We start from the raw sequence: 15911 nt of genomic DNA, 5'->3' as shown, positions 1-15911 counted from the left end.
CATGAAGATTCGTACCGCACTCAATCCGCTCTCCCGCCAGGCACGCCACACGAAGATCGTCCTGGCGCTGGCCGGCACGCTCGCGCTGGCCAGCGGCGTGGCCTGGGGCCAACTGGGCTACCAGACCAGCGGCAGCGTCATCGGCGATGACGTCATGTACTCGATCGGCGGCGGCAGTGCCGTGTCGATGGGACGCGCGGCCGGCATGCGCTCCCTCGGGGTGGGCGTGGGCTGGAACAGCAACTTGATCTGCGGCGACATGAGCATCCAGACCACGTTGAAGAACCAGCTCAACGGCATCACCAACGGCTTCCAGCAAATCATGTCGTCAGTGATCCAGAGCGCCACCAGCGCGGTGGCGTCTTTGCCTGCGCTGATCATCCAGCGCGCCGATCCCGGCCTCTACAACCTGCTTACCAATGGCGTGCTGCAGGCACGTCTCGATTTCGACCGCTCCAAGCTGACGTGCCGTGCCATGGCCGAGAAGATGGCCGACACGGCAGGCGGCCAGCTCGGCTGGAGCCAGATGGCCGAAGGCTTGGCGCTGCGCGATGCTGTGTCGAGTACGGATGCGGTCTCGGCCATCGAGCAGGCCGAGACGCGCCGCGGCAATGACGGCGTGCCGTGGATCGGGGGCAGCAACGCGGGCGGCTCCGGTCAGCCCGCAATCAAGGTCGTCGGCGATGTCACCCGCGCCGGCTACAACCTGGTCAACGGCCGCGGCGTGACCGATACGTCGTCCATCGCGCCGTCCAGTTGCAGCAGCCTCTCGTGCCAGACCTGGGCCTCGCCGCAGGCGGCCGTCGAGTGGGCCACGCGCGTGCTCGGCGAGAAGGAACAACGCACTTGCGATGCCTGCACAAAGACCGAGACGACGCCCGGCGTCGGGCTGACGCCGCTGATCCAGGAAGAGTACGACGCGAAGCTGCAGGCGCTCCAGGGTCTCGTCTCCAAGGCGAAGAACACGACGCCGGAGAACCTGCGCGAGGCCGGCAGTGCATCGCTGCCGATCACGCGCGGCGTGATCGAAGCACTACGCGACGAGCCCGACCAGCATCTGCTGTCGCAGCGCCTGGCGTCCGAGGTCGCGCTGTCGTCCGTGCTGGAGAAAGCGCTGCTGCTGCAGCGCACGCTGCTCACGGGGAAGAAGGAGCCCAACGTCGCGGCCAACGAGCTTGCGGTGGATGCCGTAAACAAGGAGAGCGACACACTCGACCGCGAAATCCGCAACCTCAAGACGGAACTGGAGCTGCGGCGCGAGCTGGCGAACAATTCGCCCATGGCGATCATCCAGCGCCACGGCGCGCGCGCGACTGGCTCGCGCGGCATCTACGAGGGCGACCCGGTGCCTGATCGTCTCGACCAGCTCCAGAAGGGCAATCCGGGGAGTCAGCCATGAACCAGGCGCGCATGACTTGGCGCCCCCTGCGCTGGCTGTTCAGCCGGCGCGCGGCGAAAACCCTGCTGTGGTTTGTGCTGGCCGTTGCCGCCGCTGTGGGGGTCAACGTCGCGGGCATCTACCTGGTCGGCAGTGTTTCGGCCTGGGAGCGGTGGCTGGCGGCCTCGGCAGGGTATTTCTTCATCTGGCGGCTGGGCGTGTATGGGGCAACGGCCTACGGATGGCTCTGGATGCGCCGCCGGGTGCTGGCCCGCGAAGACCAAAGCGGGACAGATGGGCAGGCGCGGCGCAGGCTGATCCGCGCCGAGATCGCCGGCGTCGCCGCCATCGTCGCGCTGGAGGCCGGCCTGCTGACCCAGGCCGCTTGAGGGAGATCAAGGCCATGACGCTTTTCACGACCGACTACCTGGAGTACTACCTCACCCTCGTGTCCTGGATCGTCAACAACGGCATCTGGGCCGTACTGGTGTCCAGCGGTGTGTTCGCGCTGCCGTTCGTCGCCATCGTCGTGCAGGAATGGCTGAAGGCCCGCGCAGAAGGCGCTGACGAAGGTAACAAGGGTGTGCTCTCGGCCGCGCGCATCGAGAACCGGGTCTTCGTCGCCATCGTGGTGGTGATGTTCGCCGGCATTCCGTTCATCGACGTGGACCTCAGCACCATCCAATACGACAGCTCACGCTCGGCACAGTGCCAAGTCAGCGTGCCGCAGCCCGCGGAGACCGGCTGGTCGCAGTCTTTCAGCACCATCAACAACCAGTCGGCGAAGGTGCCGGTCTGGTGGGCCTTCATGCACGCGCTTTCGCGTGCCGTCACGAGCGCCTCGGTGGCTGCGATCCCGTGCGGCACTGACCTGCGGCAGATGCGGATGGAGATCGACGCGACCCGTATCGACGACCCGGTGCTGGCCCAGGAAGTGGCGGATTTCTCGCGGGACTGCTACGGGCCGGCGCGCGCCAAGCTGTTCATGCAGCGCCCGGATCTCGATGAGCAACAGATGCACGACGTGACCTGGATCGGCTCGCGCTTTTTCACGGACACGGGTGGCTACTACGACAGCTACCGCTCCAGCACGGCGCGCGAGGCATGGCCCTATGACGACACCCGCGATGCAGGCCTCGCGCAGGTTGCCAATGGTGGCGGCTATCCGACCTGCAGGCAGTGGTGGTCGGACGGCAGCAACGGCCTGCGCGCGCGGCTGCTGGGGCAAGTGGACCCGAGCCTGCTGAATCGCCTGGCGGGCTGGGCCGGGTTCCTGAGCCGGGCCGAGGTGGACGATTCGGTGATCCGCGCCATCGCGTCACCGCGGCAGCAGAAATTGAACCAGGGCAGCGTCTATACGGACTACGGCGGTCAGATCGACAAGTCCTTACCGAACATCGTCACCCGTGCCGCGGGCGATGTGGGGATGACAGTCGGGGCGATCGCCGCATTCCCCGCCATGGATGTAGTACGCCAGGCCGTACCGATGGTGCTCGCCCTGCTCAAGATGGCGCTGGTCATCTGCATCCCGCTTGTGCTGCTCGTGGGCACCTACGACCTCAAGACAGTCGTTACCGTCAGCGTCGTGCAGTTCGCGCTGTTCTTCACGGATTTCTGGTTCCAACTCGCCCGCTGGATCGACAGCACCATCCTCGATGCGCTCTATGGGTGGGGCTTCGGGTGGAACCGGCCGCATACCAACTTCGATCCGCTGGTGGGGCTGAACAACGCCTTCGGCGACATGCTCATGATGTTCGTCATGGGCACGATGTTCATCGTGCTGCCTACGTTCTGGATCATGGCGCTGGCTTGGGCGGGCGTTCGCGCCGGCAACGTCCTGCAAGGCCTCGCCGGGGCGACCGCTGATGCCAAGGCCGCCGGCGGGAAAGGCGGAAGTATCGCGATCAATGCAGTGGCGAAGAAGTGAACACCACTAGTCATCCTCGACATGAGGATCGATGCGGAAACCATCGTAGGTGTAAAGGCCGAAACCTGCCGGTCCGTTTCGCCACTCTGGCTCGGGCAACGCTTCGCCCGAGTCGGCGTTGCGGGCCATCCAGGCAACCACCATGACGAACAACAGCAACAGAGCCAGCCAGAAGGCGGTGTAGAGCAATACCCCCAGCGCGGCCAGCTTGACCATCCACACCAGCACGGCAGCGGTGGCCAGCGGCATCCCCTTGGATGCCAACCAGTTCGACACACGCCGTTCGCCTCGCGCATACGCACGCCATCCGCGGCCAAATGCGCGGCCGAGACGTTCTGCGGCGCTGATGCGGGTGGTGGTGTTCATGGTCGTCTCCTACTACTGAGGAATACCTATTCCAGTTTGCTCCACTTCATTCGTTTCGTGGCGTCAACGTGTCTTCTTGCTACTTCAGGACGCTTCGTCCTATGGCCCCGCCGGACCGGGATCGGGCTCCACGCCGATGCGGTAGGTGGCAACGAAACGCGGCCAGTCCACATGGTCAACCAGGTCGATGTCCTCGACAACGCCGACCTTCGATCCCGTCCGCTCGAACAGTGCGATGCTCTTGTCGGGATAGTTGTTGCGCGACGGATAGAGCACGCCGTCGAACAGAGGCTGGCGGTCGTCTCGGCACATCGCATGCACCTGGGCAGACACCTGCTGCGTGTACGTGTAGTCGCGGCTGGCCAACTGCTCCAGGTTCAGGCCGAAGTAGCCCGCCATGACGCCCGGTGCCGTGAGGTCGGCCAGGCGCACGTCTTCCAGAACGCCTACGGCACGCACCAACCGGCTCTGGACTTCTTTCAGCGCGATCGAGCGTTGCGTGTCCGCGAGCCACTGGTGCTTGTGAAACACCGACTCCATCAGCGCCGTAGGCAGGTCGCGCCCCAGATAGAGCACGCCATAGGCCCGTGCCGGGTCATCGTAGCGATTCGTGCCGCTGCGGCCGTAGTAAAGGGGGCTGCCCCGATAGGCGACGCGGCTCACATGCTGGAGCAGTTCACCGGCATCGATCAGGAACGAAGGCAGCTCGTGGCTCATGACGGTCTCGCTTCAATGCACCTGCACGCCCAGCACGTTGAACACGGCCTCGGCCACGTCGTCGATCGTGCCATGCGTCACCGCATCCACCGGCGAGCGGCCGCCCAAGCCTTCGAGCGGTTCGGACAGCGCGCGATAGATCGTCCAGTGGTCGATGCCATCGATCTCCTGGAGCACGGTTTGGGTCAATTGCTGCTTCACCGGGTCGAGCTGCCAGTCGGGCAGCTTCTGGCCGCGCGGCCCCACGTTCAGCGCCAGCAACCGGCGCGCGAGGATGTCCTTGTAGATCTGCTGGCGCGACTTGTCGGCCAGCTTGGCGAACTCGGCGGGCGGCAGGTTGTGCGGCTGGTTGAAGGCTTCGAGCAGCACGGCGCGGCCTCGCTGGACGTCGGTTTCGGCCGGTGCCCAGCGCGTGTCGGCGCGCAGCGCAGCCGCCTTGCGCTCCAAGGCCTGCGCCACCGTTTCACCTTCCAGGTTGGCGGGCAGCTTCACCGCTTCCACGCGCTCGTGAATGAACGCCTGCAACTCGGCCGCGAAAGCCGGGGCATTGCGGATTTCGACGGTATCCGCGAAACGGCGCACATCCTCCACGGTGACGCGCGGCAGACGGTCGGCAATGAATTCGATCGCAGTGGGCATGGTCATCTCCCAAGTAGGTTTGAGACAGGATTCACTCTAGTCGCCTTTGTCGCCTTTGTCAACTTTGTCGCCTTGGCGACGACCTACCTGGTGGAAGCGCTCTCGGAGCATAGGCCGAGGGCGGTGCTGGGTCCGCGTCCAATCCATTCAAGCGAGTTCCGCATTGACGCTGGAGCCGCAGCTCAAGCCCCGCTATACCGAAACGGTGAAAGGCCAAAGGGCCGAAACGGCAAGGGAATGGGGCGCAAGGGGAAAGGCCCTACCTCGAAAAGGCCAAAAGGCCTCCTGGCCGGCCCGCCATGAGGACATCGACATGCTCTCCCTGTTCCTGCGGAAACGGCCCCCGGTCGCCGCCGCTCCATCGCCATCGCCCGCCATCGACCTCCCGAAAGGGTTGCTGCGGCCGGAGTCGGCCGCATCGCTGCTGGCCACCCCGCGCCGGCAGAAGTTGCTGGAGCACATCTGGCAACGCACGTCGCTTTCGCGCAGACAGTTCGCCACCCTGTACCGTGCGCCGCTGGAGCGTTACGCCGAGCTGGTCCAGGGCTTTCCGGCCTCCGAGGCACATCACCATGCCTACCTGGGCGGCATGCTCGACCACGGCCTGGAAATCGTCGCCTACGGCCTGAAGCTGCGGCAGTCCCATCTGCTACCCGTCGGTGCCAGCCCCGAGGATCAGGCGGCGCAGGCCGAAGCCTGGACTGCGGCCGTCGCCTACGCGGCACTGTTGCACGACATCGGCAAGGTGGCGGTCGATCTGGACGTCGAGCTGGCCGATGGCAGCACCTGGCACCCATGGCACGGCCCCCTACGTCAGCCGTACCGCTTCCGCTACCGCGAAGATCGCGAGTACCGGCTCCACAGCGCCGCGACGGGCTTGCTCTACCGGCAACTGCTCGACCGAGATCTGCTCGACTGGCTCAGCGGCTATCCGTCCCTATGGGCACCGCTGCTCTACGTGCTGGCTGGGCAATATGAGCACGCCGGGGTGCTGGGCGAGCTGGTCGTGCAAGCCGACCGCGCCTCCGTCGCCCAGGAGCTGGGCGGCGATCCCGCGCGCGCCATGGCCGCGCCCAAGCACACGCTGCAACGCAAGCTGGTCAACGGGCTGCGCTATCTGCTCAACGAAGAGCTGAAATTGAACCAGCCCGAAGCCTCCGATGGCTGGCTCACCGAGGATGCGCTATGGCTGGTGAGCAAGACCGTTTCCGACAAGCTCCGCGCGCACCTGCTGTCCCAGGGCGTCGATGGCATCCCTGCGAACAACACTGCGGTGTTCAATGTGCTCCAGGACCACGGCATGCTGCAGCCGACGCCCGACGGCAAGGCGATCTGGCGCGCGACCGTGACGAGTGCCACCGGCTGGACCCACTCGTTCACCCTGTTGCGCCTCGCACCGGCACTGATCTGGGAGCCTGGCGCGCGACCGGCTCCGTTCGCAGGCACGGTAGCGATCGATACGGCACCCGCGGACAAAGAGGCCGAGGCATCGCTTCCCCTTCCTGTGGACGGCAAGACGTCCACCGAAAGCAAAGAGGCTCCGCTGTGGGAAGGCGGCAGCGTCGCGCCGGCTCCCCAAGCCAAGGCCCCGGACACGCCCGACGTGATGGAAGACATGCTGGCGATGGTGGGAATGGGCGATTCGCCCGACGCCACGCAGAACGCGGAAGCCATCTTGGACGAGGCACCTGCCGCACCATCCAGTACAGCCGCGCCGGCCCCGGCTCCTGTACCTGTACCTGTACCCGTACCCACGTCCTCGGCGACGCAGCCATCCGGCGAGCACTTCATGGCATGGCTGCAACAGGGCATCGCCTCCCGCCGGCTCATCATCAACGATGCGAAGGCGCTGGTGCATACCGTGAGTGATACCGGATACCTGGTCAGCCCCGGCGTGTTCCAGCGGTACGCGCAAGAGCACCTGCAGGTAGGCGCGCTGGCCAAGCAGGAGAACCTGCAGGATTGGCAGTGGGTGCAAAAGCGCTTCGAGCGGCTGCAATTGCACCGTAAACATGCCAACGGCCTGAACATCTGGACCTGCGAAGTCACTGGCCCGAGGAAGTCCCGCCGATTGCATGGCTACCTGCTGCAAGACCCTGCGGGACTGTTCGGCGAACTCCCGCCGAACAACCCCTACCTATCCGTGCAGCCGTAGCACCTTGGCTCGGCACCCCGGTCCAGCGATGTTTCTTGAACGGGCCTGCTCAATGCTTGAATCGTCAACCGGAGATCAGCGCCCAGCCCTTCAACTGAAGGGTCGCAAGCGTAGTCATCGCTGCGACGTCGATGGTTACATCCTTGGCAACGGCGCTCCTCTCAATCTTCTGATTGGCGAGTGCGTAGCTGCACACGTGGACGCTGACGCCGGCCTGTTGCAGTGCCGCTACCAGCGCGGCATTCGGATTTTCCGTGTGGAACCGCGCCTGATAAGCGGCATCGGTCAGAATCGACGGTGTGGCCGGGCCGTGAATCACCACCACGATGTCGCCCTGAGCGGGATGGACTCCCGATGCTCCCAGCAAGTTCACGAAGCGGGCAACCCGATCAAGCGCAGGGTTGACCTCTTTGTTGTCGCTTGCCGACCGCGTAACCTCGAACGCTACCCGATAGCGCAGCGATGGGTCTGGGGCATTGGCGACATCCTTCGCAGGCATGATCGCGCCATAGCCAGCGATGACGGGATGGCTTGCATCCTGGGCAGCGGCCCCACCTGTCATGGTCAATCCCAGAGCCAGTCCTGCTACAGCCACCCGCCAAGAAAGCGCCAGCCCGCGAATCTTGCTCGATTGCATGAATCCCTCCGTATGCTCTTCTGAACAATTCAGCCTAATACATTGGCACCATCGTCCCACGGCGGGCAGATTCGCCTCAAGCGTTCCATGCCGGGCGATCTGGAACGGGGCAATCGTCCCGAAAACGCGAACATACGAAGGCACCGCCCCCGGCGTTCTGGCGGCCCACGCGAAGGGATCGCCTAGATAGCGGATGGCTCGTTCTGCGACGCCGCCTCATCCAACAGCCAGTTCCTGAAAGCCACCAGCCTTGGCAGGCTGGCGCACTCGGGGCGATAAACCACGTAGTAGGCGACCTCCAGAGCAAAGCTGACGTCGGGGAAGAGCCGCACCAGGCGACCGCTTGCCAGGTCGTCGCGCGCCATGACGCTGCGCGCGAGCGCGATGCCGTGTCCCTCGATTGCCGCCTGCAGGACGGCCGCTGAATTGTTGATCTGCAAGCCGCGCCAGATCATCGCGGCATCTGCCACTCCGGCTTTCTCCATCCAGGCCTCCCATGTGGGGAAGCCCGCATGGCCGACCATCGACAGGTCATGGATGAGGGTCTGCCGTGCCAGATCGCCCGGCTTGCGCAGCTTTCCGCGCTGGCGCAGCAGATCCGGGGAGCACACCGGGAACACTTCTTCATCCATGAGCTTGTCGGCCTGCAGGCCCGGCCAGTTCCCCAGGCCGTAGCGCACACCGATATCGATCCGCTGGGCCACGAAATCCACCGACTTGTGATTGGTGTCCAGGCGCACGTCGGTATCCGGGCACGCGGCCTGGAATCGGTCGATGCGCGGCAGCAGCCACTTGGCGGCGAACGCCGGGCTGACCGTCACGGTGAGCACCCCGCTGGTCGATCCCTCGCGCAATCGCTCCATACCCAGCGTCAACCGACTGAACCCGGCCCGGATATCGGGTAGCGCGCGCTCGGCCGCCTCGGTCGGCACCAGCCGCACCTTCCCACTGCTGCTCCGCTCGAACAGCGGCGCCCCCAGCGCGTCCTCCAGCGTGCGCACAAGCTGACCAACGGCTGCCGGCGTCACGTTCAGTTCGGCCGCTGCCGCGGAAAAGCTCTGGTGGCGAGCGCTGGCCTCAAACGCCCGCAAGGCATTCAGGTGGATGGGTGACTTCATGTCAATAAAGTTTTTCTTCTACACAGAAAAACTTTATCTCATTTGTCTAGGAATGGGAATCGAGGAAAAATTCATATACCCCAGTGGATTGAATATATCCGTTACGAAGGCGGCGGCCGGCACAGGCCAATTGTCCCAACGAAGCACGACAGCTTTTCTTGTCGGCAACGCCGCGATCTCCAGCATAGAGAGGATTCACAGTGAGCAATCAATTTAGCGGCAAGAAGCTACTCGTTGTCGGCGGCACCAGCGGCATGGGCAAGGAAACGGCCCGGCTGGTGCTGGCGCAGGGCGGCAACGTGGTGATCGTGGGCAACCGCCCCGAAAAAACCGAGGAAGCGCGCAAGGAGCTGGCCGCGCTGGGCCAGGTGTCGGCGCTGACCGCGAACCTGACCAAGGACGAGGATGTGGCCGCGCTGCTGAAGGCCATCGACGAACAGCACCCCGACATCGACCTGCTGGTGAACGCTGCCGGCGTGTTCTTCCCCAAGCCCTTCCTGGAACACTCGGACGCCGACTATGACCAGTACATGAAGTTGAACAAGGCGTTCTTCTTCATCACCCAGAAGGTCGCCGGCAATCTTGCCGCCAAGGGCAAGCCGGGCGCCATCGTCAACATCGGCTCGATGTGGGCGAAGCAGGCCATCGCCGCCACCCCATCTTCCGCCTATTCGATGGCCAAGGCAGGCCTGCACTCCCTGACCCAGCACCTGGCGATGGAGTTGGCTCCCAAGCACATCCGCGTCAACGCCGTGTCGCCAGCGGTGGTCGAAACGCCGATCTACGAGGGCTTCATTCCGAAAGCCGAAGTGCATGGCGCGATGCAAGGTTTCAACAGCTTCCATCCCATTGGCCGCGTCGGCACCCCGCAGGATGTCGCAGAGGCCGTGGTCTTCCTGCTCTCCGACAAGACGGGCTGGGTGACTGGCGCGATCTGGGACGTGGACGGCGGCGTCATGGCTGGCCGCAATTGAGGCACGACGGGTAAGCATTGGCGCTTGCCCCTACCTGCGTTTGTTTCATCACCCTATCTAGGAGAAATGCACATGGTCTATCTGCAAATCACCCTCAAGATCGCCGACGCCAACCGCGCGGCCGCCGCCGGTGTCTACCAGAAGTACAAGGGCCCGTTCCTCGACACCATCGCCGGCGCGAAGTCGAAGGAATTGCTCGTGCGCGACGAAGACGTGCAGGTGCTGCACGGGTTCGACACCAAGGAGAACGCAAGCGCCTACCTGCAAAGCGAACTGTTCACCGCCGACGTGGTGGCGGGTCTGAAGCCCCTGCTCGAAGCCGATCCCGACGTGCGCATCTACCAGGTTGCGTGATGCTCATCGTTGCCGGGTGTGCCCACCGCCCACCCGGCATTTTTTGACAAAGAAAGGTTGATCTCATGATGCAAGACTGGAACGCATACCGAGGCGCGCTGCAAGAGCGTGTGGGCGATTTCGCTGCGTTGGTCCCCGACGTGATGGAGGGCATGGCCAAGTTCAGTGAATTCGTCGCCAAGCCCGGGCACCTGGACCCCAAGGTTCACGAGCTGATCGCCCTGGCCGTCGCCGTGACCACGCGCTGCGATGGCTGCATCTCCGTGCACACGCAAAAGGCAGCGGAGTACGGTGCCACCAAGGAAGAGATCGCTGAAGCGCTTGGGGTCGCCATTGCCCTGAATGCCGGTGCAGCACTCGTCTATTCGGCGCGGGTACTCGATACCCACGCGCAACTGCCCAGCAAGTAAGCCATGCAGGCAACGACGGGTTGGCCCGCGATCCGGGCCAATTCGCGTTTCTGCTGCGACAGGAAGATTGCCCATGCGCATCAACGCCGATTTCTCGCGCCGAGCCATCGTGACGCCCAGCCAGCATCAGTGGGTCGCTTCCCCCCAAGGAGGGGTCGAGCGCGTAATGCTGGACCGCGTGGGCGCGGAGAAAGCCCGGGCTACCAGCATCGTGCGCTACGCACCGGATTCCTGGTTCCCGCATCACCCGCATCCGGGTGGAGAGGAAATCCTCGTGCTGTCGGGGACCTTCTCCGAAGGCGACGCCCACTTCCCGGCAGGTTGGTACTTGCGCAACCCGCCTGGCTCCAGCCATCAGCCCTCCAGCGGCGAAGGCGCGCTGATCTTCGTCAAGCTCTGGCAGATGCAGCCGGACGACCGGCAGAGCGTGCGCATCGATACGCTGGACCCGGCCGCCTGGTCCCATCAGGATGGCCGCCAGGTCTGCCGGCTGTTCTCCAGTGCTGTTGAGCAGGTCAGCTTGCAGCGGTTGGCAGCGCATGAGGTGCTGCCGGCAGACCCCGACGGCGGCACCGAGCTGTTGGTACTGTCCGGCGAGATGATGGTGGATGACCAGCGCTGCGACAGCAGAAGCTGGATACGCCTGCCCGTGGGTGATCGTGCGCAGATCAGCGCCGGTGAACACGGTGCCACGGTCTATCTCAAGACCGGCCATCTGGCCGCGGCGGCGGTGGAGGTATAGCCATGCAGCATGCACGCATCGCCATCGTCGGTGGCGGCCTCAGCGGACTGTACGCGGCTGCGCTGCTTGAGGAGCGCGGCATCCACGACTATGTGGTGCTGGAGGCCCGAGAGACCTTCGGCGGCCGGATCGTTTCCTGGCCGGATGCTTCCAGAAACCATGACGATGGCACGGCCGAGAGGTCGATCATGGGGCGCTTCGACCTGGGTGCGACCTGGTACTGGCCGGCAATGCACCCGGCCCTGCAGCAGCTCGTGCAACAGCTCGGCCTGGAGACCGTCCAGCAGCATGAAGACGGCCAGATGCTGATCGAGCGGTCCAGGGCGCATGCGCCAAGCCGTGTCGATGGCTTTACCTCCGCGCCGCCCGCGCTGCGCCTGGCTGGCGGCATGGGCGCGCTCGTGGACGCCATCCGCGCCCGCCTGCCTGCCGACCGGCTCGTGCACGGTCGCCAGGTGACGGGGCTGCGGCAGCATGACGATCGCATCGAGGTGCAAACCGACAACGCGCTCGGACAAGCCGCGTCCTACCACGTCGCGCATGTCCTGCTGGCGGTCCCGCCCAAGCTCGCCGCCAGCACCATCGAGTTCACGCCGGCCCTGCCGGACGTGCTGCAGCGGCGATGGCAGGCATGTGGAACCTGGATGGCCCCCCACGCCAAGTACGTCGCTGTCTATGACGCGCCGTTCTGGCGTGAGCAAGGCCTGTCCGGCGAGGCGCGCAGTGCGGTCGGGCCGATGGGCGAGATCCACGACGCCTCGTCCAACCAGGGCGACGCCGCGCTGTTCGGGTTTCTGGGCGTGCCCGCCCAGATACGGCGCCAGACACCGGACACGGTATTGCTTGCCCACTGTCGCGCCCAGTTCGTCCGGCTGTTCGGAGACAAGGCAGCGCGGCCGAAGGCGGAATTCTTGAAGGACTGGGCCGCCGACCCGTACACCGCGGTTGCCGGCGATGACAACCCGGACCTCAACCATCCGATTCCGCCGCCCAGGAGTTCGACCGAGGGCCCTTGGCGAAACCGGATCGTCGGGATCGCCAGCGAATGGTCGCCCAACTTCCCCGGCTACGTGGCCGGAGCTATCGAGGCAGCACGCCTTGGGGTCGAAGCGTTGTGCGCCCCCAACACGGCGGCGTCCGTCCTGCATTGACAGAGGAAAGAAACAGCGATGTACGACTTCGACACCCTCATCGACCGGCGCACCACCAACTCCATGAAGTGGGAACATGGGCGAGCGTTCCTGACGCCCGAGCAACAGGCGGTCGATCCGCTGCCGATGTGGGTGGCCGATATGGATTTCCGGGCAGCCCCGCCGATCCTCGACGCCCTGCGCAAACAGGTGGAGATGGGCGTACTCGGCTACGGCGGCACACCGGACAGCTACCGTGAAGCCGCGGTGGACTGGCAAGCACGCCGCTTCGGCTGGCAGGCCCGGCCCGAATGGCTGGTGCAGTCCCCGGGCGTCATCAGCGCGCTGAACATGACGGTCCAGGCGTTCTCCCAGCCAGGCGATCACGTGCTGGTGCAGACGCCGGTCTATTTCCATTTCCTGCACGATGTCGTCAACAACGGCCGCCGCCTGGCCCTGGCACCGCTGACGCTGGATGCGGGCCGCTACCGCTTCGATCCCGAGGCGTTCGAGGCCGCCATCCAGCCGGGCACCCGGTTGTTCATCCTCTGCAATCCGCACAACCCGACCGGCAATGTATGGACGGCCGAAGAGTTGCTGGCGATGGCCACAATCTGCGAACGGCACGGCATCCTGATCGTTTCCGACGAGGTGCACCAGGATCTGGTGTTCGGCGAGGGGCGCTGTCATGTTCCGCTGGCGATGCTCGACGAAGAGATCGCATCGAACACCATCGTCTGCACGGCACCGAGCAAGACCTTCAACATCGCCGGGCTTTCCTGCGCCAACATCTTCATCCCCAATGAACGCCATCGGCAGCGGTACTGGACGCAGTGCGAGCGCAACGGCGTGTTCCTCGTCAACACGATGGGCACGGCGGCCTGTGAAGCGGCTTACCGGCACGGCGAACCATGGATGCACGCCATGCTCGACTACGTGCGCGGCAACCAGCGGCACTTCGCCGCGCAGGTCGAGGCCTTGGGGCTACCGCTGACCGTCACGCCCACCGACGCGCTCTACCTGGCCTGGGTGGACTTCCGCGCACTCGGGATGCCGCCGGCCGAGTTGCATGACTTCCTGCTGCGCCGCGCGCGGCTCTGGCTGGACCCGGGGCACAAGTTCGGAGCGGCCGGCGAAGGTTTCATGCGCATCAACCTGGCTTGCCCGCGCAGCGTGGTCGATGAGGCATTGAGCCGCCTGGCCTCGGCCTTGCCCTGACGCCCTTGGCCTATTTCAACGATTTTTGGAGCGACCATGAAGACTACCTACCGCGCGATGCAAGTAACTCGGCCGGGCTTCCTTGAGCTGGTGGAGCGCCCGGCACCGCTGCCGGGTATCGGCGAGGTGCTGATCGAGGTCGAAGCCTGCGGCATCTGCGGTGCCGATGCCAGCGACATCGAGCGAGCCGATCCCGCACTGCAACCTCCGCGCGTACCGGGACACGAGGTGGTCGGCCGCATTGCCGCGCTCGGCGAGCACACCCCCTCGATCTGGAAGGTGGGACAGCGCGTGGGCGTGGGCCGCATGGGAGGACACTGCAATGAATGCGTGCAGTGCCGGCAGGGACGCTTCCAGCTTTGCCTGAACCAGCCCATCACAGGAGCGAGCCGCGACGGTGGCTACGCCGAAATGATGCTGGCGCGGGCCACCGGGCTGGTATCGATCCCGGACGAACTCGATGCCGAGGAAGCCGCGCCGATTCTGTGCGCCGGTATTGCGACCTTCAACGCGCTCAAGAAATGCGGCGCGCAGGCCGGCGACACGGTGGCCGTCCTGGGCATCGGCGGCCTGGGGCACATGGCATTGCAGTACGCGCGTCGCATGGGATTCAAGGTCATCGCCATTGGCCGGGGCAGCGACATCGCGCAAGATGCACTGAAGCTGGGTGCCCACCTCTACATCGACACCAACGAGGAAGACGCGACCGCCCGGCTCAAGAGCCTGGGCGGCGCACAGGCCATCGTGACCATGATCGACCATGCCGAAACGGTATCGGGGCTACTGGCCGGTCTGGCACCCGAGGGGCGACTGGTGGTGCTCAACCCGAGCAAGCAGCCCCTGCAAGTGCCCGCCGGCCTGCTGGTCGGCGGCCAGCGCAGCATCCTCGGCTCGATCACCGGCACGCCCTACGAGAACGAGAAGACATTGAACTTCAGCGTCCTGGCAGACGTGCGACCCTGGATCGAAACCATGCCTCTGGAAAAGGCCTACGACGCCTACCAGCGGATGAAATCCGGCGACGTGAAGTTCCGCATGGTGTTGACCATGAACCGCCCAGGTTGAACCTGACCAATCCAGCCCTGCGCGCAGGGCTTCCGAGCGAAAGCCAGAACTTATGACAGACAACGGTACAGCCTCCATCGGAGGCGCTTCGGACGAACTGCCCGAGAAAGTGCAGAGCGGAAACATCTGGCGCCTTTCCATCGCGCAGGCGCTGGCGGGGGCCAACTCGACCGTGCTTTACGCCACTGGGGCAATCGTCGGCGACATGCTCGCGCCGGTTCCCGTGTTGGCTACCTTGCCGATCTCGATCTTCGTGGTGGGCATGGCCGCGTGCATCTTGCCTGCGGGAGCGATAGCCCGGCGTCACGGGCGTCGCACAGCCTTCCTCGTGGGAACCGGGACCGGCGTGCTGACTGGGCTGCTGGGCATGCTCGCGGTCATCATCGGCTCGTTCTGGCTGTTCTGCCTGGCGACCTTCCTGGGTGGCGGCTACGCCGCCGTAGTGCTGACCTTCCGATTCGCGGCGGCTGACGGCGTGGCACCGGATCGGCGTGCGCGTGCGCTATCGCTCGTCATGGCGGGCGGCGTTGCGGCCGGGGTCGTGGGGCCGCAGCTCGTGAACTACACGATGAACATGTGGCCGCCCTACATGTTTGCGGCCACCTTCCTCGCACAAGGCGCTGTCGCAGCGGTGTCGGCGCTCATCCTGCTGGGGGTTCGGTTGCCGATGCCCACGGCGGCCGAGGTGGCCGGAGGCAGGCCGCTGGCGGTGATTGCGCGACAACCGCGCTTCGTTGCTGCGGCCATCACCGGCGCGGTGACCTACATGCTGATGAACTTCCTGATGACGGCCGCGCCGCTGGCGATGCACATGTGCGGCCATTCGCAGGAATCGGCCAACCAGGGAATTCAATGGCACGTCATCGCCATGTACGGGCCGAGCTTCTTCACCGGAAGCCTGATCAAACGCTTCGGCGCGGGCCGCGTGGCAACCGTGGGTCTGCTGCTGACCGGGCGACGTCCCCCCGGTTTTGAGTAGCACGGCGATTTGGAGTCCAATCCCGCAACCCAAGGAGATTGGACGTGAAGAAGCGTTTTACCGAGGAACAGATCATCGGCTTCCTGCGTGAGGCCGATGCCG

The 15911-nt window shown here is 65.0% G+C and carries 17 protein-coding genes; 12 read left to right on the top strand and 5 right to left on the bottom strand.

The features are described 5' to 3' along the window. Nucleotide 1 precedes the first annotated feature (1 nt). The 3 genes from MKP15_RS09755 to MKP15_RS09745 are packed head-to-tail and all read left to right on the top strand — an operon-like array spanning nucleotide 2 to nucleotide 3305. On the top strand, nucleotides 2-1399 hold the full coding sequence (locus MKP15_RS09755) for an integrating conjugative element protein (protein ID WP_011347549.1): 1398 nt from the start codon (nucleotides 2-4) through the stop codon (nucleotides 1397-1399). Next, nucleotides 1396-1767, top strand: a complete 372-nt coding sequence (locus MKP15_RS09750; protein WP_011347548.1) for a hypothetical protein — start codon at nucleotides 1396-1398, stop codon at nucleotides 1765-1767. Before MKP15_RS09755 ends, MKP15_RS09750 begins: the two co-directional genes overlap by 4 nt. A gap of 14 nt (nucleotides 1768-1781) precedes the next feature. Next, the gene (locus tag MKP15_RS09745; protein ID WP_011347547.1) at nucleotides 1782-3305 is read left to right on the top strand and encodes a conjugal transfer protein TraG N-terminal domain-containing protein; all 1524 of its coding nucleotides are present in this window, start codon (nucleotides 1782-1784) and stop codon (nucleotides 3303-3305) included. A 6-nt stretch (nucleotides 3306-3311) separates the two neighbouring features. Here the strand turns inward: MKP15_RS09745 and MKP15_RS09740 are convergent, their stop codons facing one another. The 3 genes from MKP15_RS09740 to MKP15_RS09730 all read right to left on the bottom strand — a co-directional run bounded on the left by MKP15_RS09740 (nucleotide 3312) and on the right by MKP15_RS09730 (nucleotide 5027). Next, complete coding sequence (locus tag MKP15_RS09740; protein WP_240212581.1) at nucleotides 3312-3671, bottom strand: DUF3742 family protein; 360 nt, start codon at nucleotides 3669-3671, stop codon at nucleotides 3312-3314. Between the two features lie 99 nt (nucleotides 3672-3770). After that, nucleotides 3771-4388 carry an RES family NAD+ phosphorylase gene (locus MKP15_RS09735; RefSeq protein WP_011347545.1) on the bottom strand — a complete coding sequence of 206 codons (618 nt, stop codon included), beginning with the start codon at nucleotides 4386-4388 and terminating at the stop codon, nucleotides 3771-3773. 12 nt (nucleotides 4389-4400) lie between these two features. Next, a complete protein-coding gene (locus MKP15_RS09730) occupies nucleotides 4401-5027 on the bottom strand; it encodes an integrase (protein ID WP_240212580.1) in 627 nt (208 codons plus the stop codon). Nucleotides 5028-5340: 313 nt separating this feature from the next. Between MKP15_RS09730 and mobH the strand changes: the two genes are divergently transcribed. Continuing rightward, nucleotides 5341-7182: a MobH family relaxase gene (gene mobH / locus MKP15_RS09725; protein WP_240212579.1), complete on the top strand. Its 1842-nt coding sequence runs from the start codon at nucleotides 5341-5343 to the stop codon at nucleotides 7180-7182. A gap of 64 nt (nucleotides 7183-7246) precedes the next feature. Here mobH and MKP15_RS09720 read toward each other — a convergent pair whose 3' ends face one another. After that, nucleotides 7247-7819, bottom strand: a complete 573-nt coding sequence (locus tag MKP15_RS09720) for a DsrE family protein (RefSeq protein WP_228903378.1) — start codon at nucleotides 7817-7819, stop codon at nucleotides 7247-7249. A gap of 182 nt (nucleotides 7820-8001) precedes the next feature. Beyond that, nucleotides 8002-8937 carry a transcriptional regulator GcvA gene (gene gcvA, locus MKP15_RS09715; RefSeq protein WP_114470476.1) on the bottom strand — a complete coding sequence of 312 codons (936 nt, stop codon included), beginning with the start codon at nucleotides 8935-8937 and terminating at the stop codon, nucleotides 8002-8004. Nucleotides 8938-9137: 200 nt separating this feature from the next. On the opposite strand from gcvA, the gene MKP15_RS09710 reads away from it, so the two are divergent. The 8 genes from MKP15_RS09710 (at nucleotide 9138) to MKP15_RS09675 (ending at nucleotide 15809) form a co-directional block, all read left to right on the top strand. Next, a complete protein-coding gene (locus tag MKP15_RS09710; protein WP_240212578.1) occupies nucleotides 9138-9911 on the top strand; it encodes an SDR family oxidoreductase in 774 nt (257 codons plus the stop codon). Between the two features lie 72 nt (nucleotides 9912-9983). Further along, on the top strand, nucleotides 9984-10265 hold the full coding sequence (locus MKP15_RS09705) for a hypothetical protein (protein WP_041836231.1): 282 nt from the start codon (nucleotides 9984-9986) through the stop codon (nucleotides 10263-10265). 68 nt (nucleotides 10266-10333) lie between these two features. Then, complete coding sequence (locus tag MKP15_RS09700) at nucleotides 10334-10675, top strand: carboxymuconolactone decarboxylase family protein (protein WP_206540221.1); 342 nt, start codon at nucleotides 10334-10336, stop codon at nucleotides 10673-10675. A gap of 73 nt (nucleotides 10676-10748) precedes the next feature. Further along, complete coding sequence (locus tag MKP15_RS09695) at nucleotides 10749-11417, top strand: cupin domain-containing protein (RefSeq protein ID WP_046934841.1); 669 nt, start codon at nucleotides 10749-10751, stop codon at nucleotides 11415-11417. Between the two features lie 2 nt (nucleotides 11418-11419). Continuing rightward, nucleotides 11420-12568: an FAD-dependent oxidoreductase gene (locus MKP15_RS09690; protein WP_240212577.1), complete on the top strand. Its 1149-nt coding sequence runs from the start codon at nucleotides 11420-11422 to the stop codon at nucleotides 12566-12568. Nucleotides 12569-12586: 18 nt separating this feature from the next. Beyond that, nucleotides 12587-13765 carry a MalY/PatB family protein gene (locus tag MKP15_RS09685; RefSeq protein ID WP_240212576.1) on the top strand — a complete coding sequence of 393 codons (1179 nt, stop codon included), beginning with the start codon at nucleotides 12587-12589 and terminating at the stop codon, nucleotides 13763-13765. A 36-nt stretch (nucleotides 13766-13801) separates the two neighbouring features. Further along, nucleotides 13802-14830: an alcohol dehydrogenase gene (locus tag MKP15_RS09680; protein ID WP_114470773.1), complete on the top strand. Its 1029-nt coding sequence runs from the start codon at nucleotides 13802-13804 to the stop codon at nucleotides 14828-14830. Between the two features lie 52 nt (nucleotides 14831-14882). Continuing rightward, entirely contained in the window at nucleotides 14883-15809 is a 927-nt protein-coding gene (locus tag MKP15_RS09675; RefSeq protein WP_240212575.1) for an MFS transporter, read from the top strand. Nucleotides 15810-15911 lie beyond the last annotated feature (102 nt).

The sequence above is a fragment of the Stenotrophomonas sp. Y6 genome (assembly GCF_022436665.1).
Taxonomy (GTDB): domain Bacteria; phylum Pseudomonadota; class Gammaproteobacteria; order Xanthomonadales; family Xanthomonadaceae; genus Stenotrophomonas; species Stenotrophomonas acidaminiphila_A.
The sequence above is the reverse complement of the archived record's forward strand: the minus strand, read 5'-3'. Positions and strand labels throughout refer to the sequence as shown.

Bases quoted from the DNA above. Each gene is read 5' to 3' on its own strand.
- MKP15_RS09675 (WP_240212575.1), top strand. From the start codon at position 14,883: ATGACAGACAACGGTACAGCCTCCATCGGAGGCGCTTCGGACGAACTG.
- MKP15_RS09685 (WP_240212576.1), top strand. From the start codon at position 12,587: ATGTACGACTTCGACACCCTCATCGACCGGCGCACCACCAACTCCATG.
- MKP15_RS09735 (WP_011347545.1), bottom strand. From the start codon at position 4,388: ATGAGCCACGAGCTGCCTTCGTTCCTGATCGATGCCGGTGAACTGCTC.
- MKP15_RS09730 (WP_240212580.1), bottom strand. From the start codon at position 5,027: ATGCCCACTGCGATCGAATTCATTGCCGACCGTCTGCCGCGCGTCACC.
- MKP15_RS09705 (WP_041836231.1), top strand. From the start codon at position 9,984: ATGGTCTATCTGCAAATCACCCTCAAGATCGCCGACGCCAACCGCGCG.
- MKP15_RS09740 (WP_240212581.1), bottom strand. From the start codon at position 3,671: ATGAACACCACCACCCGCATCAGCGCCGCAGAACGTCTCGGCCGCGCA.
- MKP15_RS09680 (WP_114470773.1), top strand. From the start codon at position 13,802: ATGAAGACTACCTACCGCGCGATGCAAGTAACTCGGCCGGGCTTCCTT.
- gcvA (WP_114470476.1), bottom strand. From the start codon at position 8,937: ATGAAGTCACCCATCCACCTGAATGCCTTGCGGGCGTTTGAGGCCAGC.
- MKP15_RS09690 (WP_240212577.1), top strand. From the start codon at position 11,420: ATGCAGCATGCACGCATCGCCATCGTCGGTGGCGGCCTCAGCGGACTG.
- MKP15_RS09700 (WP_206540221.1), top strand. From the start codon at position 10,334: ATGCAAGACTGGAACGCATACCGAGGCGCGCTGCAAGAGCGTGTGGGC.
- MKP15_RS09755 (WP_011347549.1), top strand. From the start codon at position 2: ATGAAGATTCGTACCGCACTCAATCCGCTCTCCCGCCAGGCACGCCAC.
- MKP15_RS09695 (WP_046934841.1), top strand. From the start codon at position 10,749: ATGCGCATCAACGCCGATTTCTCGCGCCGAGCCATCGTGACGCCCAGC.
- mobH (WP_240212579.1), top strand. From the start codon at position 5,341: ATGCTCTCCCTGTTCCTGCGGAAACGGCCCCCGGTCGCCGCCGCTCCA.
- MKP15_RS09750 (WP_011347548.1), top strand. From the start codon at position 1,396: ATGAACCAGGCGCGCATGACTTGGCGCCCCCTGCGCTGGCTGTTCAGC.
- MKP15_RS09720 (WP_228903378.1), bottom strand. From the start codon at position 7,819: ATGCAATCGAGCAAGATTCGCGGGCTGGCGCTTTCTTGGCGGGTGGCT.
- MKP15_RS09745 (WP_011347547.1), top strand. From the start codon at position 1,782: ATGACGCTTTTCACGACCGACTACCTGGAGTACTACCTCACCCTCGTG.